The sequence below is a fragment of the Streptomyces sp. NPDC001549 genome (assembly GCF_042894025.1).
Classification (GTDB): Bacteria; Actinomycetota; Actinomycetes; order Streptomycetales; family Streptomycetaceae; genus Streptomyces; species Streptomyces kutzneri.
This window is the reverse complement of sequence record NZ_JBIAVJ010000008.1, coordinates 146,499-170,201: the sequence shown is the minus strand read 5'-3', so window position 1 is coordinate 170,201 and position 23,703 is coordinate 146,499. Positions and strand designations below refer to the sequence as shown.

At 73.1% G+C, this 23,703-nt stretch carries 18 protein-coding genes; 13 read left to right on the top strand and 5 right to left on the bottom strand.

Going from position 1 to position 23,703, the window contains the following annotated elements; all coding sequences use genetic code 11:
* Positions 1-34 precede the first annotated feature (34 nt).
* From ACFY04_RS16385 to ACFY04_RS16375, 3 genes are read left to right on the top strand one after another with little or no spacing between them, the layout of a single operon-like run.
* Positions 35-670, top strand: coding sequence for an ATP-binding cassette domain-containing protein (locus ACFY04_RS16385; protein WP_030016709.1), 636 nt, complete (start codon positions 35-37; stop codon positions 668-670).
* Entirely contained in the window at positions 667-1,533 is an 867-nt protein-coding gene (locus ACFY04_RS16380; protein ID WP_389117185.1) for a metal ABC transporter permease, read from the top strand. The genes ACFY04_RS16385 and ACFY04_RS16380 overlap by 4 nt, the downstream gene beginning before the upstream one ends.
* Positions 1,491-2,303, top strand: coding sequence for a metal ABC transporter solute-binding protein, Zn/Mn family (locus ACFY04_RS16375; protein WP_389117184.1), 813 nt, complete (start codon positions 1,491-1,493; stop codon positions 2,301-2,303). The genes ACFY04_RS16380 and ACFY04_RS16375 overlap by 43 nt, the downstream gene beginning before the upstream one ends.
* Before the next feature lie 878 nt (positions 2,304-3,181).
* Here the strand turns inward: ACFY04_RS16375 and ACFY04_RS16370 are convergent.
* Together ACFY04_RS16370 and ACFY04_RS16365 are read right to left on the bottom strand one after the other, a co-directional pair.
* Positions 3,182-4,858, bottom strand: a complete 1,677-nt coding sequence (locus tag ACFY04_RS16370; RefSeq protein WP_389117182.1) for a class I adenylate-forming enzyme family protein — start codon at positions 4,856-4,858, stop codon at positions 3,182-3,184.
* Positions 4,855-6,690 carry a CoA transferase gene (locus ACFY04_RS16365; protein ID WP_389117180.1) on the bottom strand — a complete coding sequence of 612 codons (1,836 nt, stop codon included), beginning with the start codon at positions 6,688-6,690 and terminating at the stop codon, positions 4,855-4,857. Before ACFY04_RS16365 ends, ACFY04_RS16370 begins: the two co-directional genes overlap by 4 nt.
* Positions 6,691-6,898: 208 nt before the next feature.
* Between ACFY04_RS16365 and ACFY04_RS16360 the strand changes: the two genes are divergently transcribed.
* A complete protein-coding gene (locus ACFY04_RS16360; RefSeq protein ID WP_389117378.1) occupies positions 6,899-8,071 on the top strand; it encodes an acyl-CoA dehydrogenase family protein in 1,173 nt (390 codons plus the stop codon).
* Between the two features lie 132 nt (positions 8,072-8,203).
* Here the strand turns inward: ACFY04_RS16360 and ACFY04_RS16355 are convergent, their stop codons facing one another.
* Complete coding sequence (locus tag ACFY04_RS16355) at positions 8,204-9,298, bottom strand: sugar ABC transporter permease (protein WP_389117178.1); 1,095 nt, start codon at positions 9,296-9,298, stop codon at positions 8,204-8,206.
* Positions 9,295-10,500, bottom strand: coding sequence for an MFS transporter (locus tag ACFY04_RS16350; protein ID WP_389117176.1), 1,206 nt, complete (start codon positions 10,498-10,500; stop codon positions 9,295-9,297). The genes ACFY04_RS16355 and ACFY04_RS16350 overlap by 4 nt, the downstream gene beginning before the upstream one ends.
* 204 nt (positions 10,501-10,704) lie before the next feature.
* On the opposite strand from ACFY04_RS16350, the gene ACFY04_RS16345 reads away from it, so the two are divergent.
* The 4 genes from ACFY04_RS16345 to ACFY04_RS16330 all read left to right on the top strand — a co-directional run bounded on the left by ACFY04_RS16345 (position 10,705) and on the right by ACFY04_RS16330 (position 15,362).
* Entirely contained in the window at positions 10,705-11,442 is a 738-nt protein-coding gene (locus ACFY04_RS16345; protein ID WP_389117175.1) for a hypothetical protein, read from the top strand.
* 149 nt (positions 11,443-11,591) lie between these two features.
* Entirely contained in the window at positions 11,592-12,281 is a 690-nt protein-coding gene (locus tag ACFY04_RS16340; RefSeq protein ID WP_389117173.1) for a sigma-70 family RNA polymerase sigma factor, read from the top strand.
* Positions 12,282-13,331: 1,050 nt separating this feature from the next.
* Positions 13,332-13,976 (top strand): DUF4142 domain-containing protein, encoded by a 645-nt coding sequence (locus ACFY04_RS16335; protein ID WP_389117172.1) that lies wholly within the window; start codon positions 13,332-13,334, stop codon positions 13,974-13,976.
* 9 nt (positions 13,977-13,985) lie between these two features.
* Positions 13,986-15,362: a DUF1996 domain-containing protein gene (locus tag ACFY04_RS16330; protein WP_389117170.1), complete on the top strand. Its 1,377-nt coding sequence runs from the start codon at positions 13,986-13,988 to the stop codon at positions 15,360-15,362.
* Positions 15,363-15,866: 504 nt separating this feature from the next.
* Here the strand turns inward: ACFY04_RS16330 and ACFY04_RS16325 are convergent.
* Entirely contained in the window at positions 15,867-17,204 is a 1,338-nt protein-coding gene (locus ACFY04_RS16325; protein WP_389117167.1) for a PucR family transcriptional regulator, read from the bottom strand.
* 598 nt (positions 17,205-17,802) lie between these two features.
* Between ACFY04_RS16325 and ACFY04_RS16320 the strand changes: the two genes are divergently transcribed.
* The 5 genes from ACFY04_RS16320 to ACFY04_RS16300 all read left to right on the top strand — a co-directional run bounded on the left by ACFY04_RS16320 (position 17,803) and on the right by ACFY04_RS16300 (position 23,661).
* Positions 17,803-18,636, top strand: coding sequence for a hypothetical protein (locus tag ACFY04_RS16320; protein WP_389117166.1), 834 nt, complete (start codon positions 17,803-17,805; stop codon positions 18,634-18,636).
* Positions 18,633-20,084: an NADH-ubiquinone oxidoreductase-F iron-sulfur binding region domain-containing protein gene (locus ACFY04_RS16315; RefSeq protein WP_389117163.1), complete on the top strand. Its 1,452-nt coding sequence runs from the start codon at positions 18,633-18,635 to the stop codon at positions 20,082-20,084. The genes ACFY04_RS16320 and ACFY04_RS16315 overlap by 4 nt, the downstream gene beginning before the upstream one ends.
* A gap of 128 nt (positions 20,085-20,212) precedes the next feature.
* A complete protein-coding gene (locus tag ACFY04_RS16310) occupies positions 20,213-21,211 on the top strand; it encodes an SCO0930 family lipoprotein (RefSeq protein ID WP_389117162.1) in 999 nt (332 codons plus the stop codon).
* 102 nt (positions 21,212-21,313) lie between these two features.
* Positions 21,314-21,895, top strand: a complete 582-nt coding sequence (locus tag ACFY04_RS16305) for a hypothetical protein (protein WP_389117159.1) — start codon at positions 21,314-21,316, stop codon at positions 21,893-21,895.
* Between the two features lie 191 nt (positions 21,896-22,086).
* On the top strand, positions 22,087-23,661 hold the full coding sequence (locus tag ACFY04_RS16300) for an alpha/beta hydrolase (protein ID WP_389117157.1): 1,575 nt from the start codon (positions 22,087-22,089) through the stop codon (positions 23,659-23,661).
* Positions 23,662-23,703 lie beyond the last annotated feature (42 nt).

Here is a 23,703-nt window from a genome sequence, read left to right as displayed (position 1 = left end):
TCCTCGCCTTCCCGCGCGGCGGAGGAGGCGTGTGATGGGCGGGCTGGATGTGCGCATGCGGGAGGTCGTGTGCCGGCACGGCCGGGTGGAGGCCGTCTCGGACGTCGATCTGGAGATCGCCGCCGGTGAGCGCGTGGCCCTGACCGGTACCAACGGCTCGGGCAAGACGACGCTGCTGCGCGCCGTCCTCGGTCTGCACCGGCAGACGACGGGCTCGATCCTGGTCGGCGGCCGCGAGGGCCGGTCGCCCGCCGAGTGGGCCTGGCGGCGCCGGGCCTGCGCCTGGATCCCGCAGAAGCCGGCCGCCGGCCGCTTCCCCCTGCTCGGCGCCGAACTGCTGGCCGGCAGCAACGCTCCGGCGGAGGCGGCCGAGGCCGCGGAGCGGCTCGGTGTGGGCCCGCTCGTCGGGCGGCCCCTGCACACCCTCTCGGGCGGCCAGTTGCAGCGGATGTACCTCGCCCGGGCGATCGGATGCATCGCCGCGGGAGCCGAGCTGCTCCTGGCGGACGAGCCGACCGCCGCCCTCGACTTCGACGGCCAGTCGGAGGCCGCGGACGTCCTCACCTCCCTGCCGGTGACCCTCATCGTGGTGACGCACGACCGGGCCCTCGCGGACCGCTGCGACCGCGTACTGGAGATGGCCGCGGGCCACCTGCGGGAGGTCCGGTGAACCTGGCCGCCGCCGACCTCGGTGAACTCCTCCAGCTGCTGCCCGTGCAACGGGCGGGCGTGGCCCTGCTGCTGGCCGCGATCGGCCTGCCGGTCATCGGCGTGGTCATCGTCGGGCTCGACATCATGCCGGTGCGGTTCGCGATGATGCACGTGGCCCTGCTGGGCATCGCCGTCGGACTCCTCACCGGACTCGACCCCATGCTGTGCGCGCTGGTGGCCTGCGCGCTGGCCGGCGCGGGCGTGGCCCCGCTCGCCCGGACCCCGGACGGCCTGTCCGGGGCGATGGGCCTGCTGATGAGCCTGGCCATCGCGGCGGCGCTGCTCCTGCTGGCCGTGTCGGGGGTCAACGCCTCCGGCGCCTTCGCCCTGCTCTGGGGGTCGATCCTGTCGGTCGGGACACCGGACCTCATCGTCCTCGGCGTACTGGCCGTCGCCGTACCGGGCCTGTTCTGGTGGCGGCGCCGCGAGATCGGCCTCCTCCTCTACGACCGCGAGCTCGCCCTGTGTTCCGGCGTACCGGTGCGGGCCCTGACGGCCGCCCTGCTGGTACTGGTCGCCATCTCGGTCGCCGGGGCGATCAAACTGACCGGCGCCCTGCTCGTCGACGCCCTGACCCTGCTGCCCGCACTCGCCGCCCGCCGCCTGGGCAGCTCACTGAAGTCGATCACCCTCTGGGCGGTCGGCATCGGGGTGGCGGTGAATCTGACGGGGTTCCTGCTGGCCCTGTGGCTGGACTGGCCGCCCGGCCCGGTCCTCGTCCTGACCGCGGGGGCACTGGTCCTCGCGGTGCATTTCATACCCGAACGGAGAATCAGCTCATGGCGCGCACCCGCGTCCGTATCTCTTCCCTCCTCGCACTGAGCGCGTCGCTCGTCCTGACCGCCGCCTGCGGGAACACCCCTTCACCCCAGGACGCGAAGTCCCAGGACGGCACGCAGCCGCAGGCCAAGAAGCCGGTCGTGGTCGTCACCACCACCTGGGAGGGCGCCTTCGCGAAGGCCGCGGGCGCCGAGGACATCAAGGTCATCGTGCCGCAGTCCGTCCACCACGCCCCGGACTACGACCCCAAGCCCTCGGACCTCGCCGCCGTGGCCAAGGCCGACTTCGTGCTCTACGCGCCGTTCGAGCCGTACGCCGCGAAGATCAAGGAGGCCGCGGGCTCCAAGGCGAAGCTGGTCGAGGTGAACCTCGACAACGACCCCGACAAGGCCAAGGCCGAGGTCGACAAGCTGGGAGCCCTCTTCGGCACGGCGGACGCCGCCACGAAGTGGAAGACCGGCTTCGACACCGAGTACGCGAAGCTGAACAAGGAGGTCCAGGCCGGGTGGCCCGGCGGCAAGAGTCCCTCCGTCGTGGCCCAGGTCTTCACCGCGTGGTCGGCGAAGCTCGCGGGCGCCACCCCGGTGGGCACCTACGGCCCCGAGGCCGTGACCCCGGCGCAGCTCGCCGAGCTCGCGGCGAAGAAGCCGGAGCTGGTGCTGGACAACGCGCACATGTCCACCGGCACGGTACTGCCCGACTCCGGCGCCAAGCAGGTCAAGATCGTCAACTATCCCGGCGAGGACCTCGACCTCCTGCCGGTCTATCGCAACGCCGCGGCCGAACTGAAGAAGGCCATGGGCGCCTCCTGACCGACTGCCCCTGAGCAGCCCCGCGGCCGACGCGCGAGCCCGGACGGGAACCGGCCGTTGCCGGGTGTACCGGCTCGCCGTTCCGCGGGGCACTCCACCGTGCCTGGGCCGTCGGACCGCACCCCGAACGGGAACCCGGGCGCGGGGCTGCACCGCCCGACGAGCGAGGACTCCTGGACTCCTGGACTCCTGGACTCCTGGACTCCTGGACTCCTCATCGAGCGGTACCACTGGACGTACCCGGCGCCGGACGGATCTCCGGTGCCGGGAGGACGCCCGCGCGCCGTAACGGCTCGTACCAGCCCTGGTCGGCGGACTCGATGAGGCGCGGAGGCCGGGTGTCGTACCGACCGCCTATCTCACGCGATGATTTCCGATGAGGGTACGCACCCGACGGTCCATGTCCATGTGGGTGAGCGCCGAGCGCAGATCGACGAACAGCTCGCGCCGACGATCGAGGCGCTGTGGCGCAGCACTCGGGACGGAGGCTCCGGTCGAAGGCTGATCGTTTCTTCCCGGGGGCAGTGATCGTTGGGCGGGTGTGACCTCGAGAACCGTGTGCCCGCCGGCCGGGCCCCCGCCGGCCCTGATGGATGGCCGTACCCGTGACCCGTATCCGTACTTCGCGTGGCTGCGCCGGCATGCGCCGGTGTCCTGCGAGCGCAGGGCGAGCGGGCTGGTGGTGTGGCAGGTCGCCCGCTACGACGACGTCGGCGCACTGATCGCGGACCCGCGCCTGAGCAAGGCCCCCGGGCGGGTGCCCGGCCCGGGCCCCCGGCCTCTGATGAGGCGCCGTCCGCGGCGGGGCCGGCCGGCCCCGCCGCGCTCGTCCGTCCGGTGGGGCCCGGCGGGCGGTGCCTGCCGCCGGGCCCCGTCCCTCAGCCCGCCTGTGCGAGCGGCGGAGCCATCGCGGAGGTCGCCGCGAGGCGCTCGCGCAGGGCCGCGCGGTCCGGTTTGCCGGCCGCCGTCAGGGGCAGTTCGGCGATCAGGAGCAGCCGCTCGGGGTGTTTGCTCCGTTCCAGCCCGCGCCGCGTGAGGTGTTCGCCGAGGGAGGCGAGGGTGAGGGGCTGCCCTCCGCGCGGTACCACGCAGGCCGCCAGCCGCTCCCCCATCAGCGGGTCCGGCACGCCGACGCAGGCCACGTCCCGGATCTGGGGGTGCGCGGTGAGTTCGCGTTCCACCTCCGCCGGGCTGATGTTGGCGCCGCCGCGGATGACGATGTCCTTGAGGCGGCCCACGATGTGCAGGACGCTGTCGGAGTCGAGGTACCCGAGGTCACCGGTGCGGACCCAGCCGTCGGGCGTACGGTAGCGGGCGTCCAGGTCGGGCGCGCCCACGTAGCACAGCGGGGTCATCGGGCCGCGCGAGATGATCTCGCCGACGGCGCCGTCGGGCAGCGGTTCGTGCGTGTCGGGGTCGGCGATGCGGATCTCGGCGACCCGGGGGTCGGGATGGCCGGCGACGACCCCGGATCCGTCGGTGGGCGGCACCGTGTTGCCGAGTCCGGTGTGACAGTTGACGCCGTCGGCGGAGCCGTAGAGGTTCACCACGGGACAGCCGAAGGCCTGGGCCGCGGCGGCCGCGGTGGTCTCGTCGAGCGGCGCCCCGCCGAGGACCAGTGCGGTGGGCGCGGGCAGCTTCTCGTCCGTCCCGTCGAGGCGTTCGAGCATCATGCGGACCATGGTGGGCACGCCGAGGATGTGGGTCGGCCGGTGTTCGCGTACCGCCTCGATGGCCGCTTCCGGGGTGAAGTGGTCGAGCAGGACGAGGGTGCCGCCGTGCCGGGCGAGGGTGACGGCGGTGCCGTTGGACCCGAAGGCGGACGCCAGCGGTACGAGGAACAGGCAGCTCGGCGGGGTGCGGTCCGGGATGAGGGAGGCGAGGAAGTTCCCGCGTCCGCCGGCCAGCGCGTTGTGCGAGTACGCGATCATCTTCGGCTCGGCCTCGGAGCCGGAGGACACGAGGATGCGTGCGGCACTGTCGGGATCGGGCCGGGCGGGGACGAATCCATTGGGGTCGGAACGCAGCAGGCCCGACAGCTGAATCGTTCCTTCAGGTGCGTCTCCGCGGCCGGCGGCGATCACGTGGCGCAGGTCCGGGAGCGCCCCGGCGAGCGTGCTCAGATCCGCCGCGTGCCGGAACCCCCGGTGCTCGGTGGAGGCGATGACGGCGACGGCCTCGGCGCGGCGCAGCAGGCACTCGGCTTCGAGGACGCCCCGGCCCACCGGGAACGGGAGCGCGATCGCGCCGAGCGCGGCGAGCGCGAGATCGGCGATGACGGCGAAGCGGTTGTTGGGGAGTTGAACGCCGACCACGTCGCCCGGGCCGATCCCGAGTTCCCGCAGGCCGGTGGCCAGACATCGCACCTTGCGGTCCAGCGCGGTGTAGCAGAGCTTGCCCTTGGCATCGAGGACGGCCGTGCGGTGCAGGTCGGCGATCTGGCGTGCCCGGAAGAGGCTGTAGAGGTCGAGGTCGGGGCAGGTCCCGTCGACCACCCAGGACCGTCGGAGTTCGGCGGGCAGCAGGTCGTGCAGTACGAGCCTGTCGGCGGTCATACGAAGCTCCAGGGGTCGGGGACTGCGGGGGCGCCGTGCGCGTCGCGGCTGATCGAGCCGGGGAAGCGCGGATCGTGGTGCAGGTCGGACAGCTCGGTGGTGACCGCGGTCGCGGTCAGCCCGTGCTCGTGCAGCCGGGCCAGGGCCTCGGTCGTGGACAGGCCGCCCAGGTCGTGGGCGGCCACGGCGGGGGCGTCGGCGTCGGCCGGCGCGAGCCAGCCGTCCGCCGTCGGCCGCGGGAGCCGGAATCCGGCCGGCCGGCGGGGGTTCTCGCCGCGGGCCGCCCGGCGCAGGGCGGGGGCGGTCAGCGTGTCGGCCGCGCCGAGCAGGGAGGAGTCCACCCGTACGCCGTGGCCGGTGCGCTCGCGCAGCAGCAGCCCGGCGAGGACGGCCTCGGCGCCGAGCAGTCCGCCCAGCACGTCGAGCAGGGTCATCAGCGAGGGCGCCGGGGCCTCGCCGTCGGGGCGGACGGCCTCGCCGACGCCCGTACGTGCCTGGACCATGAAGTCGGTGCCCATGGGGGCGTCCTCGATCCGGTCGGCCCAGCCGCTGGTGTACGCGTAGACGAGTGCGGGATTGACCCGTGCGAGGTCCCCCGAGTCCAGGCCGAGCTCGGCGGCCTTGCCCGGCGCCCAGTTGTGCAGGAAGACGTCGGCCCCGGCCACCAGCTCCCGCAGCCGTAGGCGGTCGGCCTCCTTCTTGATGTCGATCTCCACGGCCCGCTTGCCCCGGTTGAGGGCGAGCCAGCGCGCCGAGATCCCGGAACAGGCCGGGGGCATGCCGCGCAGCGGGTCGCCGCCCGGCGGTTCGATCCGGATCACGTCGGCCCCGAGGAGCCCGAGCAGATGAGCCGCGAGCGGGGCCTGGATGCGACGGCCCGCCTCCAGCACGGTCAGCCCGGCCAGGGGTCCGCCGGCGGGTGCCGCGCCGGGCAGCCGGACCGACCTGGCGGTGAGACGTCCGGTGGCCGACCGCGCCAGGGACCAGGGGGCGGCGCCGTCGTGCTCCGCGGCCCGTTCCGCGGCCCGTTCCGTGAGCGGGTGCAGGGCGCACACCTCGGTGCCGTAGGCGGCCGCGGCCCGGCGGATCCGCTCCCAGGTGTGGGACCGGGCCGTGAGGTGGAGGGCCGCCGGGAAGGGAGCGCAGGCGGTGGCGTAGCGGAACTGGAAGGGCCGCCAGCCGGCCCTCAGGGCCTCCGCGGGCGCCTCCAGGGCCTTCCAGAAGGCCGCCCAGGCACCCGGATCGAGGGTCTCCAGTTCGAAGAGGACGCCGTCGGCGGAGGTGAACGGAGGTCCTCCGGCGGCGAGTTCGGCGGCCTCACCCTCGTCGGCCCCGGCGGCGGCGAGGTACTGGGAGACCGCGAGCAGGCCCGCCCGGTCCGCGCTGGTGGTGACCGCGCGGGCGGCGCCGCCGCGGGCCTGGCCCACGAGGGCCGCGAGCAGCCCCTGTACGGCAAGGACTCCGGTGGCGGTGGCCGCGTAGTCGACGGCGAGGCCGCGCGGGCTGCCATCGCGCCTGCCGTGTACGGCCATGATGCCGGTGGCGGCCTGCACCGTGGCCTCGTCGACGAGCCCGCTCAGGGGATCCGCCCAGGTGGCCGTCGCGTGCGCCGGGTCGAAACCGCCGCCCACGAGGGTGGTGCCGCCGGTGGTGGTGGCGGTGCCGCCGGTGGTGGTGCCGGTGGACGCGTCCCCCTGTGCGGGGCGGTCCGTCCGTGCGCCGAGCAGCCGCAGGTGGTCGGCGATGACGCTCGTGATCTGCGGGGGCCCCGAGGTGTCGAAGCGCAGTGTGTCGAGCGGCCGGACCGTCTGCGTGGTTGCTGGTGACGCCATGCCTCTCCTCTCCTGGCGCGGCGGTGGCCGGCGCCCGGGTCTTACCGAATCTGGGGAACCCGGGAGCGTCCGCACCCGACCAGTTCCACGGACAGGGAGTCGGTCGGCCGTTCCCGCGAGTTCCCGGGAATGAGGAGGAAAAGAAGTGACGGATCCAGGCACGGACCACACCTCGGACGCGCAACAGGCGGCGGGGGCGGATGAGTTGATGGGGCGGATCGACCGGTTCGTCCGCACCCGGGTGATCCCCCGGGAGCCGGTGCTGGAGGGGGGCGGGCCCGCGGCGGCCGGAGAACTGGCCGAACTGCGCGCCCAGGCACAGGAGGAGGGCCTGTGGGCGCTGCCGCTCCCGGTGGAACTGGGCGGCGGCGGGCTGGGGTTCGGGGCGTACGCCGCCGTGGCCGAGGCGGAGGGGGCCAGCGACCACGGTCCGGCCGCGCTGGGATCCGCCCCGCTGCTCGACGTGACGATGCTGGCGCGGCACGGGGGGACCGCGGTCCGCGAGGCGTACCTGAAGCCGCTGGTCGCCGGGGAGATGCGGGCCTGTTACGCCATGACCGAGCCGGACGTCCCCGGCACCGACCCCTCGCGGACCGGCACCCGGGCCGAGCGCGGGCCGGACGGCAGCTGGCTGGTCACCGGCCGCAAGTGGTTCACCTCCGGCGCCGCCGGCGCCGACCTGGTGACGGTCATGGCCCGCACCGGCGGGAGCGCCGGTGACCGCGAGGGGCTGTCGTTGCTGCTCGTGCCCACCGGGTCGGCCGGCTTCCGCGTCGTACGCGAACTCCCCGTCCTCGGTGCGGGCGGCCAGTACGAGATCGAGCTCGACCGGGTCCGGGTCCCGGCCGACCACCTCCTCGGCGAGCCCGGGGACGCGCTCGCCATCGCCGGTGAGCGGCTGCAGCTCGGCCGTACGCTGCGCTGCCTGCGCTGGCTCGGCCAGGCCCGGCGCGCCTTCGACCTCATGTGTGAGCGGGCCGCCACCCGCAGCGGGTCCCGTGGGCCCCTCGCCGACCAGCAGCTGATCCAGAGTCATGTCTTCGACGCCCTGCTCGCCCTGCGCACCACCCGCCCCCTGGTGCACGAGGCGGTGGCGCTGATCGCCGCCGGGCGGGACGCGCGTACGGAGGTGGGGCTCGCCAAGGTCGCCGCCGCGCGCATGCTGCAGCAGGTCGCGGACTCCGCCATCCAGGTCCACGGCGCCGCCGGGCTCGGTCCGGACACCCCTCTGCCCGGACTCCTGCGCACCGGCCGGGCCGCCCGCATCCTCGACGGACCGGACGAGCTCCACATCACCTCCGTGGCCCGCCGGGTCCTGCGCGGCTACGCACGGGACGGCGGCCCGGAGCCTGGGCCGTCTCTTTCGGATCCTGTCGGATGAGCCCGGGTCGTCCGGTGCGGTGCCTCGCAAGGCGGAGGGGCGCTCGTGTACGGGACGTACGTGCGCGGTCCGGCAACGCGGCGAGGTGCCGTGCCGGGCGTCGTGACCCGGTGAACCCTGCCGGTCACAGCACTAGACGCGGGTGATGTCGACGAGCCCGTGCAGGGCGGCGAGGCCGAGTGCCAGGAAGAAGTCGCCCCAGACGAGCTCGTGCCGGACGGCCAGCTCCTTCCCGGCGTCGTAGCAGCCGTCCAGCAGCATCCCGGGCGGGCGCCCGGAGTCCGGCCCGGTGAGGTGGCTCTCCGCGAGGCGGTGGAGGATCGCCTCGGCCCGGTACGCGTACGCGTCCGCCCGGGGGCCGGGCACCCGGGCGAGTTTCAGCAGGGCGACCGCGGTGATCGCGGCGGCCGAGGTGTCGAGCGGGCCGTCCGGCCGGGCGGCGTCGGCCGCCGGGACGAGCCCTCCGGCCGGGGATTCGCCCTCTGCCGAGAGGAGTTCGGCCGCCTCGGCGAGCCGGGCGGCCGGGCCGGGCGCCGCCGGGTCCGGGCGCAGCAGGGCGTCGGCCACCGCCAGCAGCAGCCAGGCCCGGCCCCGGCTCCAGCCCGGCGGCGGGTTCGCGCAGGGCTGCCAGCCCGCAGCCGCGTCGAAGCGCAGGGCGGGCCGCAGCGAGAGGCCCCGGCCCGCGCCGAGGCAGAGATCGAGGTGGCGGTGGAGGTGGGCCGCCGCCGCGGCGGCGCCCTGCGGTCCGGCTCCGGCCAGCAGGGGTACGGTCCCCGGCACCCCGTCCACGCGGGCGAGCAGGCGGGGCCCGCCGAGCGCGTCCCCCCAGGGCACGAGCCCGAGTTCGCGGTCGTAGGCCGACAGCACGGCGTGCGCGGCGCGGCCCCGGAGCTCGGCGGCCCCGGCGTCGTCCCCGGCCGGAGCGGTCCCGTACCAGAGGATCAGGCCGCGGGTGGCGGTGTCGGCCCGTACCCACGGTTCGAGCCGGGCCGTGCACGCGGCGGCGGCACGCCGGTCGGCCGCGTCGCCGGTGTACCGTGCCCACAGCCAGAGCAGCCCGGCCCAGAACCCGCCGGTCCACGAGCCGCGGCCGGTGGTCGTCCACCGCCCGTCGTCCGGCTCGGCGTAGAGCGGGAAGCGGGAGCCGACCGCCTCGGCGGTCACCGCCACCCGCGCCATGACGGCCGCGAGGACCGGGGCCGGCCAGGCTTCGCCGCCCGCGCTCATGCCGCGCCCTCCCGCCGGTCGCGTACGGCCCACAGGAACGCGACGGCCGCCGCCACCGCGAACTCCGCAGCGACCAGCAGCCAGCCCGGCCCGTACCGTCCGCTCTGCGCGAGCAGCCCGAACAGGGGCGGGCCCACGGCGAATCCGCCGAAGAACCCGGCCGCGACCAGCGCCGAGTCCTGCCCGGCCCGGCCGGGGGCGGCCCGCTGCATCACCAGCACCATCGAGACGGCGTTGCCGGAGACGGCGAAGACGCCGACGGCGATCGCCCCGACCCACACCAGCGGGCCCGCCACCAGGGCGGCCGCCAGCAGGGCCGCCGCGCTCAGCGCCCCGCAGGCCAGCCACCCCGGGAGCCACTCGGCCCGTCCGGGCCGGGCCGCCTTCGACCATCCGACCCGGCCCGCGATCCCCGCCACGCCCAGTACGGCGACCAGGGCGGCCGCCGCCGTCGGGCCCATGTCCAGGCGCTGCGCGCCGAAGAGCGCGAGGTAGGTGTTGACCGAGGCGATCCCGGCGCCGAGGAACAGCGAGAAGACCGCCAGCCAGGCCACCATCCCCCGCGGCACGAGAGCCGTACGGGGCCCCGCGGGCGGCGCGGCGGGGTCGGCGGGCAGGACGCGCAGGGCCCACAGCCCGGCGAGCAGGGCGGCGCCGGCGCCGGTCCAGACCGCGCCCCGCCAGCCGATGCCGCCCGCGAGCAGGGCGAGCGGCAGTCCGGCCGCGAAGGCGCCGAGCTGGACCCCGGACTGCTTGAGCCCCGTCACGGCGCCCCGCCGGGCGGGCGGAACGGCGCGCAGCACGGCCTTGTTGGTGGCCGGGTTGGCCAGCGCCTGGGGTACGCCGCCCAGTGCGACGGCGCCGAGCAGCAGCCCGGCGCCGGGCGCGGCGCCGATCAGGGCGAGTGCCGCCGCGGAGACCAGCAGCAGGACCACCAGTGAGCGCCGCGGACCGATCCGGTCCACGATCCGGCCGCCCGCCGGGGACAGGACGGCGGCGGTCCCGAAGCCGATCGTGGTCGTGAGCCCCAGCACGGCCGGGGATACGCCGAGTTCGGTCACCAGGCGCGGGCCCAGCGCCCCGAGGAGGAACAGCTGCAGCATCGAGAACGCCATGGCGCAGGTGAGCAGCGCGGTCAACTGCCGCCCCGCCGCACCCTCCTTCTCCGCCGGCGATGCGGTCGCCGTCCCCTCCGCCGTCACGAAGTCTCCCTTCCCAGGACGTTGAACTCTTCGACCGAGCGGGTAGGCAGTCGGATGGAGTGGCGGGCAGGTTCCCTCCCTCCGCTGTGCCCTGCACCACACGAGGCGGGCGGCCCGGCCATGACAAGCCGGGGCGTGGGAACTTGTCCGGAAGTGCGCACCCTGATGTGCGGCTCGGGAGGCCGGTGCAAGGATGAGCCCTCGATGAACCCGGTCCGTTGTTTCCGCGCCCTCCGGGCTGCGATGTTCGCAGCCCTCTGTGTGCTGCTCGCGGCTACCGGGCACCTGCTCATGTCGGGTGCGGCAGTGCCCTGGTGGGCCCTGTCCGTCGCCTTCCCCGGCACGGCGGCGACGGCCTGGGCGCTCGCAGGACGTGAACGCGGGCTGCTCGCCGTGACGACGGCGGCCGTCGCCGTCCAGGCGGTGCTCCACGCCGGTTTCTCCCTCTCCCAGTCCCTCGTCGGGCCGGCCGCTGCCACCGGATCCGGGCAGATGTCGTCGATGTCGTCGATGTCGCAGCCGCCCGGCGCCGGAATGCCGCAAGCGCCTGCCCACTTGCACCACGCCATGCACGGAACGGCGGACGCCGCGTCCGCCATGACCGCCGTGACTGCTGCGTCCGGTGCGACCGGCGGGCCGCTGCCGGGCGGTGTGCATGAGGCGGCCGCCATGTCTCCGGCCGGCATGCTGGCCGCGCACCTGCTGGCCGCCGTGCTGTGCGGGCTGTGGCTCGCCCACGGCGAGCGTGCCGTCTTCCGCGTGGTGCGCGCCGTCGCCGGACGCCTCTGGACTCCGCTGCGCCTGCTGCTCCGTACGGCGGTGCCCGCGCACCGGCCGCCCGTCCGGATCCGCCGCCGGCGCCGCCACCGCGCGCCGCGCCGGCTCTTCCTCGTCCACGCCATCACCTCTCGGGGTCCGCCGGCGGGAACCGCTGTCCTCTGACAGCTGGTTCCCCGAGCCGCGTCCGCGACCGCTCTCGCACCCGCACACCGCGCCTCGGGCCTCGGCCATGCCTTCCGGCCTGCCGAACTCCTCACCGGCCCCGCCGCTCGCGGCGCCGGACTCCCCTTGCCCGTAAGGACCTTGTGGCGATGACTGCTGCCCTGACGACCCCCTCCTGTACCGCCGGCGACCGGCCGGCCCGGCGCACCCCCGACTCCGATGCGGCGGTGACCCGGCTGGCGCTGGACGCCCGTGACGGCGATCCCGTGAAGACCGACCGGTTCGTGCGTGCGCTCCACCGCGACGTCTGGCGCTACGTGGCCTACCTCAGTGCCGACACCCAGGCGGCCGACGACCTCACCCAGGACGTCTTCCTCCGTGCGCTGGCGAGCCTGCACCGGTTCGAGGGCCGTTCCTCCGCGCGGACGTGGCTGCTGTCCATAGCCCGCCGCACGGTCGTGGACAGCCTGCGCCACGCGGCCGCGCGGCCCAGACTCTCGGACCGCTGCGACTGGCAGACCGCCGCCGAACAGACCCAGCCGTACGACGTGCCGGGCTTCGAGGACGGCATCGCCCTGGCGGAACTGCTCGCCGTGATCCCGTCCGAGCGCCGGGAGGCCCTGGTCCTGACCCAGTTGCTGGGCCTGTCCTACGCCGAGGCGGCCACGGCCGTCGGCTGCCCGATCGGCACCGTGCGCTCCCGCGTCGCCCGCGCCCGTACCTCCCTGATCGCACTCCTGACGGACACCCGTACGGCCGAGCCGGCGCCGGAGTCCCCGGCGCCGCGGCACGACCGGGCCTCGGAGCGGATGCTGACGGCGGCCGCGGCGCTCGCCTGATCCTGCGGCCTGGCCGACCGGGCCGGGGTGGATCCCGGACGGCCGGGCCCGGGCACGCGGGGGCGTCACCCCGGCCGTCTCCGGTCGTGGGGTGCTGCTCGGCATGCTCGACTCCGGCATCGACATCCACCGCCCCTCCTTCTCATGAGGAGCGCCGGACCCTGGACGACTTCCGCAACGCCCGGACCCCGCCCTGGCGGTCCTCACGGCGCCCGAGTACCCGGGCGGTGAACTGGAGTGGCACGCCTTCTTCGTGGACCGTGGCGGGCCGCTGGGCGGGACTGTGTTCCCGGCGCCGGACCGCTCATCCGGGCTGCCGATGCCGTGCGGCCTGTCGGCCGGGACCCTGGCGTGGGCGCACGCGCTGAGCCCGACGGACGTGTTCGGCGAGCAGCGGTGGATCGAGCCGGCCGGCCCTGCTGCTGCCGCCGGGCGCGTCGGAGATCGCCGACGGTCCGGTGCCGGCTCCGCGCGCGGCGGTCGCGTACGAGGCGACGAACTCCGCGCCCGGGAACCGAATCCCCTTCAACGCGGTCTACACAGGAGAGCAGGGGCGGTCGGTGCGGTTGCGGCGCGCCGCCATGCCGCATCCTGTCGACGGCCGGGCGGTGGAGCCCCGGACGGAGCTGTTGCGGCCGGGCCCGGGCTCAGCGCGCGCCGTGGCGCGGGGCGCGAGGCGGTGCGCGGGGCGGCCTTCGACCGCCTCGTGGACACCTCTGACGCCTGGTCCGGTCCCGTACCCGGGCCGGTGGCACGCGGGCACGGCCGGACGGCACCCGGGCATGACAGGGCACGGCGGCGTCACCCGGGCGAACGTCCGGGCGCGCCGCAAGATATCAGCCTTCCGCGGAGTCGCCAGGATGTTTATCCGATGGTGATGTCCTCCGGCCTCAACGCCGCACCCGGCACTAGCGTCCCGTCACACCCCGGGAATGCGGGTGCGCTCCGCACTGCATGTGCGGCCCCTCCTGCCCCGCCACCCCCTCCCGGCCCTTGGAGCGAGGAGGCACAGTGCCGTCAATGCGGCGGAGATCCATCAGCAGCTTGTCGTTGGCCACGCGATACACGATCGGAAGCGGCCTGGTCATCACCGCCCTTGCGCTCACCCTGATCGCACTTCTCATACCCGTGGACAGTTTCGGTAGCCGACCCGCGGCCGCCGTGGCGGCGGGTCCGGCGGGCGCCGACGACGACGGCGGCGGAACAGTGAGCACGGCCTTCGGGCCACTGACCGCCGCGGACCGTGACTTCATCCGCAAGGTCCGGCTCGCCGGGCTCTGGGAGCTACCCGCGGGCCGCCAGGCCCAGCAGCGCGGCTCCCGGCCCGCGATCAAGACGGCCGGGCAGCACCTCATCGACGGCCACACCGAACTGGACCGGCAGGTCATCCAGGTCGGCCAGGCCCTCGGTGTCGATCTGCCCAACCAGCCCTCCGCACAGCAGCAGGACTGGCTGGGCCAGATGAACCGTGCACGCGGCGAGGAATACGAACGACTGTTCACTCAACTGCTGCGCGCAGCCCACGGAAAGGTGTTCGCCCTGGTGGCCCAGATCCGGGGACAGACCAAGAACACAATGGTCCGGGCCCTCGCCACATCCGCCAACACCACGGTTCTGGACCACATCACGGTCCTCGAAGACACCGGACTCGTCGACTTCGACGCCCTTTCCAACAATGTCCAACCGACGAAGTGAAGTGATCGCATGAGTAAAAAGGGCCACAAACGCGCACGCTTGTCGAACAAGGTCCTTGGCGTGATATCCGCGCTCGTACTCGGCGGTGGCGGAGTCGCCGTCGTCGCCGGGAACGCATCCGCCGGCCAGGACAAGGCGGGGGGGATGACGTCCACCATCGACTGCCCCGACGTGGGAGACAAACTCACCGCGGTCCCCGAAAAGGCCAAGCCCGAGGTCGACGCGAACCTCGCCAAGCTGGACGACCAGGTCGCCGAGGCCTACAAGCAGCTCGCCGCCGGAAAGGCGAAGGGCGATGCCGCCCTCCTCGGTGACCTGAAGCAGAAGCGGGACAAGACCATCGCGGGCGTGGCCGACGCGATCGGCCGAGCCGGCGAACGTCCCAAGGAGATCCAGTCCTTGGCCGCGTGCACGATGAAGCAGGCGGCCGCCGCGGATGACGGCGCGGCAGCAGCCGCGAGCAAGGGCGAACAGGGCGCGGCCGCCGTGGCCGCCGCGCAGAAGGGCGGTCCGGCGAAGAACGACTTCGTCAACATCACCAAGATCAAGCCGAACGTGAAGAATCCCGCACAGGCAGGAAACGCCTCGAAGGGTTCCTTCACCTCGCAGTGCGGCCGCAACGAGAACGGCCACTTCAACCCCGACAACGTCATCGTCGCCCCCGGCGTCTCCAACGGCGCCCACCACATGCACGACTACGTGGGCAACCTGACCACCGATGCCTTCTCCACGAACAACAGCCTCGCCGCGTCCGGCACCACCTGCGGCAACGGGGACCAGTCCGCGTACTACTGGCCCGTGCTGCGCTTGCGCGACGGCAAGGTGGAGAAGGACGCCAAGGCGCCCGGCGGAGGCCAGGACGGCAACGTCGGCACCATCCTCAAGCCGAAGCAGGTGACGATCACCTTCAAGGGCAGTCCGACCGACAAGGTCACGGCGATGCCCCGCTTCATGCGCATCATCACCGGTGACGCCAAGGCCCTCACCAACGGCAACGGCAACGCCAACGCCTCCTGGAGCTGCACCGGGTTCGAGAACCGTCAGCTGAAGGACAAGTACCCGGTCTGCCCGAAGGGCAGTGACGTGGTGCGCACCTTCAACTTCCAGAGCTGCTGGGACGGCAAGAACGTCGACAGCGCCAACCACCGGACGCACGTGGCCTTCGCGGACAAGAACGGCAAGTGCCAGAACGGCTTCAAGGCCATTCCGCAGCTGGTGATGCGCCTCACCTACGGGGTGGCGCCGGGTGCCCGGTTCGCCGTGGACAGCTTCCCCGAGCAGCTCCACAAGCCGGCGACCGACCACGACGACTTCATCAACGTGATGTCCACCGGCCTGATGAACAAGGCCGTGAACTGCATCAACAACGGGCAGAACTGCCGCTGACCCCCGCAGCGGGGGCTCCCCCCTCCGCTCCCGGGCCGGACACCCCTCCTCTCCCCCAACCCCGGTGTCCGGCCCGGGACAGGTGTTGGTCCGAAGCCGACTTCGGGCCAACACCGCTCGTATGTGTACGCCGCTGCCGGATCCCGGTGGCGGCGTACTGCGTGAGACTGGCGGGCCCGGTGGCCCGGCCGGCCCGGCGGCGCACCGCACGGCACGAGCCCGGCCCACGCGGTGGCGCACCGCAGGACACAAGCCCGACCCGACCCCGCCGCCCGGGCGCACCGCACGGCACACGCGCGGGCACACCGCACGGCACACGCCCGGCCCGCCCGGGCGGCGTACCGCGCGACACGGCCCGGCCCGGTGCTGCACCGCAGGACCCCGCCCCGCCGAACGGCGCCGCCCGACAGCCCCGCGCGACACCCCCGCCCGGCGGCGCACGCACGAAACAGCCCGGCCCGGCCCCGTACATACGGGGCCGGGCCGGGCTGTTTCCGGGGGGGCTCAGAGGCCGTTGACGCGGGCCATCCGTCCGACGACCAAGGGGGTGAAGTCGGCCTGGATCACGCGGGCGGCCCTGCGGCCGACCCGGGAGTGCTGGCGCCGGACCTGCGCCATCAGCCGGCGGCTGCGCAGGGCCATCTCGAGTTCGAAGCGGGTACGGGGGTCCCGCAGGCCGGTCCCGAAGAGCTTCTCCAGCTGACGCATGCGGTACCGCACGGTCTGCGGGTGCACACTCAGAGCCTTGGCGGCCTCGGGGGCGCCGCCACCCTCCAGCCAGGCAAGCAGCGTCACCTCCAGCCGCTCGCTCTGGCGGGGGGTCAGGTCGGCCAGCGGACGCAGCCACCGGGCGGCCAGCGCGTGGGCCAGGGGCTCGTCCTGAAGGAGCAACAAGGTCGAGAGGTGGTCGTCGACGAAGACGGGCCGGACCTCCGCGCCGGGGCGGGCGGGTGTCAGCGCGGCCAGGCGCAGCGCCCAGCGCAGTGAGGAGGCCGTGTCACGGAGCGGGACGGCGTGGCCCACGGCCGCGAACCGGCCGCGCAGCAGGTTCTCCAGCGGGGCGCGGGTGTCCGGGTCGGGGCTGGGAACGAGCAGGCACGGACGGCCCGCGAACATACCGACGAGGCAGTGGTCCAGTACGGCGGCAAGTTGCTGGGTCTCGCCGGGCGTGGCGGGCACGATGGCCCGTACGGCGAGCGGGAGGGGCCAGCCAGCCGCCTCCGCGAGCTCGCTGAGGGACATCTCGGATGCGTCCCTGTCATCGGTGAGGGTCCTGAACAGGTCGTGCCGCGCCCGGTCCATCTCACGGACGCCTTCGTGCCGGGACTCGTGCCGGCCCCCGTGCCGGGCCTCGCGCAGGCCTTCGTTGCGGACCTCGCGCAGGCCCTGGCGGCGCCCCTCGTTGCGTACTTCGTTGCGTACTTCGCTACGGACTTCGCGGAGGCCTTCGCGACGGCCTTCGTGCGTGACCTCGCACTCGGCCCTGGCCGCGATCCCGACCTCGATCTCGATCTCGTGCTCGACCTTGCTGTCGAACTGGCTCTGAACCTCGATCTGGTTCTCGATCTCGTCCTCACTCTCCGCCTGTTCATCGTGCTCCTCCGGTGCTTGTTCCCGGGGCTGTTCCCGGTAGCCGAGGACGGCGAGGAGAGCCTCTTCCACCCGCTGCCGGAACAACTCGTCATCAATGGCATCGTTGTCATCGATAAGTGCGGAAAATTCCGGAATTCCATGCAGAAGCTCCTCCACTATCTCGGCGGCCAGCGCGGGCAGTTCCTTGCGCAGGACGCGGGTCCACTCGCCACGGGGGCGGGACCAGATGCGGTTCAGAAGTTCACACATCGTTTTCCTCGTTCGTGCCGGGGTGAGGCTTGTCCAGGGAAGAGCGACAAGCCCGCCGAGGTTGCTCCCCACGTCAACATCATTGTCTGACGCGAGAGTTGCGGCCCTCGTACTCCCTCCTGGAGAGGTCCGACCACTTACGGTCCCGTTACTTTGCCTTGATTTTGCCGTCCGGGACGCGTAGGTGGCGGGCGGCGCGGTGGCCTGTCGCAACCCCCGCTGGAGGGGAATCTTCCGGTGTTGTTCGAAGCGCCGGAGGGGCGGTGCGAGAAATTATCACGTTTCGATAAAACCTGTGGAGCTGCTGTGTAGCTCCACGATGCTGCTGCACTCCGGCCCCAAGTTCCCTCGGCCGGCGCGGAGTTTCACAGCGCTGCCGGGTACGACGACAACGACCCCCGGGTACCGAGCGCCAGGTGGAGTGCTCGGATGCCTAGGCGCACAGGAGACCTGGATGCCCCTGCCCCAGCCTCAAATGCCCAGCTCACACAGGGCCCGCCGCAAGAGCCGCCATGCCTCGGCTGCGGCTGCGGCTGCCGGACGGAGGGCCGTCCGGCGGCCCTCCCTCCTTCCCAAGGACGGCAGGCTGAGCCCCGGCGTGCTCTGCGCCGTCGGCGCGGCCATCGTGCTCGTCACCGTGGCTGCCCGAGCGGGCGCCTTCACCCAACTATGGGCCTTCCTCGATTTCGGAGCGGGCGTGCTCTCGCTCGTCTCGCTCACCGCTACCGTCCTTTGGGGACTGGCCGCGACCGACCGGGTCATCCTCGGTTCGGGGCACCGGCTGCTCGCCCAGGGCGCGCACCGCGGCCTCGCCGTGTCAGGGCTCCTTTTCCTCGCCCTGCACATCTGGATCAAGGTCGCGGGACAGCGGACGACCGCGACTTCCGCGGCCGTGCCGTTCACGGACGCCACCCGGCCCGTCCTGGTCGGGCTCGGCAGCCTGGCCGGATACCTCTTCATTGCGGTGGCCATCTCCGGCGCGGTGCGCAGCGTGTTCAACACCAGGAGCGGCTCGGCGTGGTGGCGGGTCCTGCACTTCGGCGCCTATCCGGCCTGGGGCGCCTCACTGGTGCACGGCCTGAAGTCGGGCCGCGCGGCCGCCCCCTGGGTCACGTCCGCGTACGCGCTGGCCCTGCTCGGCATCGTGGGTGTGCTCGTGTTCCGGGTCAGGAGCCGGATGCGCGAAGCGGCCGTCTTCGTGCCGCCCGTCCCCCAGCCCGTGGCGCAGGAGCCCGTCAAGGGCGGCGTGCCCCGACAGAGGCGCGGCTCGCGTCCTGCAGCGGCAGCCGTGACCGCGAACCAGGCCCAGCCCCCCCGGCCCGACCGACCGCCCCTGAGCAACGAACCTCCGCGCACCGCCGTCTACGCGCCGAGCCGCGCCGGCACAGCAGCTGACGCCGAGACGCTCATCAGCCGGGATCAGTGGCTGTGAGCGGTGAGACGCGCCCCAGCCTCGGCTGCGTGGGCGCTCCCCGGCTGCTGGCCGGGCTCGACCAGGCCGCGCGGCTCGACCGCGTGGCCCATCTGACGACACACGGCCAAATGCCCCGCTACCGGCCGGAGGAACTCGTCGACCTCGCCGAGAACATCGACCTCCGCGGGCGCGGCGGCGCGGGTTTCCCGTTCGCCAAGAAACTGCGCTCCGTGATGCGGTCGGCCCGCGCCGGGGACGGACAGACCGCCGTCGTCGTCAACGGCAGTGAGGGCGAGCCGAGTTGCCTCAAGGACACCGCGCTGCTGCTGCACACCCCCCATCTGGTGCTCGACGGGGCCCTGCTGGCCGCCGCCGCGCTGAACTCCGAGGACGTCGTGGTGGGCGTCACCCGGAGGGACGTGGAGCAGTCACTGCGGGAGGCCGTCGCGGAACGCGGCCCGGCAGGGCGCCGGGTGCAGATCAAGCTGCTCCCCGAGCGCTTCGTGACCGGCGAGAGCACGGCGCACGTGAACGGTCTGAACGGCGGGCCGACGCTGCCCTCCGGCCAGAAGGTGCGCACCAGTGACCGGGGCCTGAACGGCGTGCCCACCCTGTTCTCCAACACCGAGACCTTCGCCCAGATGGCCGTCGCCGCCCGTCTCGGCGCGCTGGACTTCCGTGCGACCGGCCTGCCCAGCGAGCCGGGCACCATCATGCTGACGGTCGCGGGCAACACGGTCGTCGAGACGCCGAGCGGAGCCGCGCTCTCCTACATCCTGGAACTGTGCGGCACCGATCCGGGCCAGGGCGTCCTGGTCGGCGGGTATCACGGCAAATGGCTCACTCCGGCAAACGCACGTGCGGCCGAGATATCACGCGAGTCCCTCGACCGGCTCGGCGCACGGCTGGGGGCGGGGGCGGTGCTGCCGCTGCCCATGGACACCTGCCCGGCCGGCGAAGTGGCACGCGTGACCCGTTGGTTGGCCAAGGAGTCGGCCGGCCAGTGCGGCCCCTGCGTACGCGGGCTGCCCGCCATCGCCGACGTACTGGACGACGCCATCCGGGGCGGGGGCAAACCCGCCCTGGAGATGCTGGAGCTCCGGATGAAGGCGGTGCTGAAACGCGGCGCGTGCAGCCATCCGGACGGCACCTCGAACTTCGTCGCCTCGGCGCTCAGGACCTTCCCGGACGAGTTCCGCGACCACGCGCTCGGCAGCGGCTGCGGCAGACGGGTGCTGGGCGCCCTTCCGCTGCTCGAGGACGACGAGAGTCCGGAGCGGCTGCTGGTCGACTGGACCCTCTGCAGGGGCCACGGGCTGTGCGTGGACGTCCTGCCCGATGTGGTCCGCCTCGACCTGGACGGCTTCCCGGCGGAGGCGTCCATGGTCGTCCCCCGCGCGCAGCGGCAGAAGGCGCTGCGCGCGGTGCGGCGCTGCCCTGCCCTCGCGCTGCGCATCCAGGACTGAACCAATGCCCGGGGTTCAATGTTGGCGCGATCTGACAAATTCCCGGGGATATACGCTTCCGCCGCTCCCGGCCCCGTATCAATTACCGGGGGCAAGGAAACGCGGAAACCGAACCTGAAGGAGAGATCGTGAAGATTAAGCGTCGTGAGATATTCGCCGGGTCAGCGGTCGCGGTACTGATGATGACAACCGCCGCATGCGGAAGCTCCGACAATTACGGGGGAAAGGCGCCTGCAGTTCAGCCGGTGGGTGACAGCAAACAGGCCGGATCCGGCTACGGCGACCCCTACGGAAGCGGTTCGGGAGCCGCCCCGGCGGGCGCCGCCGGCAAGAGCGGCCCGGCCGGACAGCTGAAGGTGAGCGAGGTCCAGGGCCTGGGACCCGGGGTCACCGACAGCGAGGGCTTCACGCTCTACCGGTTCGACAAGGACACGCCGAAGCCGCCCAAGTCCAACTGCGAGGGGGACTGCGCCGCGGCCTGGCCCGCGGTGTCCGCGGACGACGCCTCGGTCAGCGAGGGAATCGACGCGGCGCTCCTCGGCTCCGTCGTACGGGCCGACGGCACCAAGCAGCTCACGCTCGCCGGGTGGCCCGTGTACCGCTACTCCAAGGACGCCAAGGCGGGCGACGCGCTCGGCGAGGGCGTCGGCGGCACCTGGCACGTACTGGGCCCGGGCGGGAAGCCGGCCGGGGCGAGCAAGGGCGCGGGAGCCGGGGCGGAGAAGGAAGAGAAGAAGGAAGAGAAGGCGGACGCGGCGGCGAAGGGCGGCGAACTCACCGCCGTGCAGAACCCCCAGCTCGGAACCCTCGTCGAGGACGGGGAGGGCAAGACGCTCTACCGGTTCGACAAGGACAGCGCCTGGCCGATGAAGATTGGCTGCGTGGACGCCTGCACGGACACCTGGAAGCCGGCCAAGCCGGTCGACAAGGATAAGGTAAACGGAATCGCCCCTGAATTGATTGGAAAGGTGAAGCGGCCCGACGGAAGCGAGCAACTGACGATCGACTGCTGGCCGGTTTACACCTTCACCGGTGACAAGGAACCCGGCGACACCACCGGGCACAACAACAAGGGCCTCTGGTTCGCCATCACCGACAAGGGCAAGAAAGCGAAGGTCGTCGGCTAGCACCTGTCCGCGGCCCGCCGATCCGCCCCTGAAGCGCGTGGTGCCCGGGTACCTCCCCGCCCGGGCGCCACGGCCCCTCCCCGATCAGCCAGAGAGGTCACCATGCCGTCCACCGACCGCAGCACCCGGCGGATCCGCCCGTCGATCCCGGCCGTCGCGGCGGTGTGCCTCACCGCGCTGCTGTGCGGGGGCTGTTCCTCGAAGGCGGCGGCACAGCACACCTCGGCCGCGGCCCCCTCGCCCTCGGCGACCGCGGCGGCGGTGCCCGGGACCTCCCTCGAACAGATCGCCACGGCTATCGGCTGTACCGCCGAAGTGAACGTGGAGGCCGAGGAGTTGCGCCAGGGCGGGTGCCAGGCCGGGCAGGTCGTCTACCGCATGGTCACCTTCACCGCCGAGCAGGGACTGCGCTCCTGGCTGACCGAGGCCCGGATGTACGGCGGCCTCTATCTGGTCGGCGACCGATGGGTCGTCACCGCGCCGACGGAGGAAGCCCTGACCACACTGCGAGGACGTCTCGGCGGCTCCCTGGAGACCGGCGACACGCACGGTGACGCACACGGCGGGACGCCCAGCGGGACGCCGGGAGCAACACCCGGCGATACGCCCGGCGCGACGCCCGGCGAGACACACGGTGGCAGCCACGAGGGCGGGCACGACGGCGGCCAGGGTGACGGCCACTGAGGCCGCTCCTGAAACCGCGCACACGTCGGCCCCCGGCGCACGACCGGGGGCCGACTGCGGCGTGTCGGCCATCTGTCCTGTTGTCGGCTCGTTCGTGAGGAGCACAGGGCACGGACCTTCGGGATGATTCGGCTGGCCGCCGGGTGCAACAAGGTGGACGCGTAAGCGACTTCTCCGAAAGGAACGGCTCAGTGCGCCTGAAACGCCTCGCACCGCTGCTCGCCGCCGCCGGACTCATCGCGACCACCGTGCCCCTGCTGTCCGCGACCCAGGCCTCCGCCGCCCCGGCCGCGGACCACCTTCGGCAGAAACCCGCCTGGCACCGCTGCAGCCCCGAGCTGCCGGCCTCGTACGAGTGCGCGACGCTCAAGGTCCCGCTCGACTACCGGCGCCCCGACGGGCGCACGATCGACCTCGCCATATCCCGGCTCAAGAGCGAGAACCCGGCCAAGCGGCACGGCGCCATGCTGCTGAACCCCGGCGGCCCGGGCGGTTCCGGTCTCGACCTGCCGCTGCTGATGAGCGAGGCGATGCCGAAGGACGTACGGGAGAGCTACGACCTCATCGGCTTCGACCCGCGCGGGGTGGGCGCCAGCAGCCCGATCACCTGCGGACTGACCGACACCGAGCAGAACTTCAACCGCGCCTACCGTCCGGAGACCTTCGGCTCCGACGTGACCTGGGCGCGCACCGTCGCCGACAAGTGCCGCGAGAAGGCCGGTTCGGTCCTTCCGTACATCACCACCCGCAACACGGCCCGGGACATGGACACGATCCGTGCGGTCCTCGGCGAGCGCAAGCTCTCCTACCTGGGCTACTCGTACGGGACCTACCTCGGCGCGGTCTACTCGCAGATGTTCCCGGACCGCACGGACCGCTTCGTGCTCGACAGCGGCGTGGACCCGCAGCGGATCTGGCGCGGCATGATCCAGGTCTGGGCCACCGAGGCCGAGCCCGCCTTCGCGCGGTGGACGCAGTGGGCGGCGCAGCGCTCGGCGGAGTACAAGCTGGGCGACACCCCGAAGGCCGTGTCGGAGACGTTCTGGGAACTGGTGGCGCGCGCCGACAAGGAGCCCTTCGAGTTCGAGGGCATGAAGGTCGACGGGGACATGATCCGCTCCACGCGCGGGGTGTTCTTCTACCCGGCGCAGGCCACCCCGATGGTCGTGGCCCTGAAGGCCGCGGCCGAGGGCAGGCCGCTGCCCGCGGGTACGACCGCGACGGAGCTCAAGGAACTGCTGACGGGCGGTGCGGCGGCCGAGCCCGCCTCGGACAACGGCACCGCCGTGTTCTGGGCCGTGGCGTGCGGGGACACCGGCAGCTGGCCGCGCTACAGCGAGCAGTACGAGCGGGACGCGGTGAAGGACAAGGCCGAGTACCCGCTGTACGGGGACTTCGCGTCCAACATCAAGCCGTGCGCCTTCTGGGACCGGCCGGTCGAGGCGGCCACGCCGATGCACAAGAAGGCGAACGTGCTGACGGTGCAGAACGAGTGGGACTCCCAGACCCCGCTGGTGAGCGGACAGGGCCTGCACAAGGCCCTCAAGGGCTCGCGGATGGTGCTGGCGGCGGGCGGTGAGGGCCACGGCGTGTACCTCTTCGACCCCACCTCCTGCGCCAACGCCCCGGTGAGCGCGTACCTGGCCACGGGCAAGCTGCCCGCCCAGGACGTGACCTGCCAGAACCCGCCGGCCGCTGCCGAGCGGCGCGAATCGGCGGCGCCCGCGAAGCCGCTGCCGTTCCCGTCCTCCCCCGGCCGGTTCTGACACCGCCCGGGCCCGTGCTGCGGGGCGTGTCCCGCACGTAGC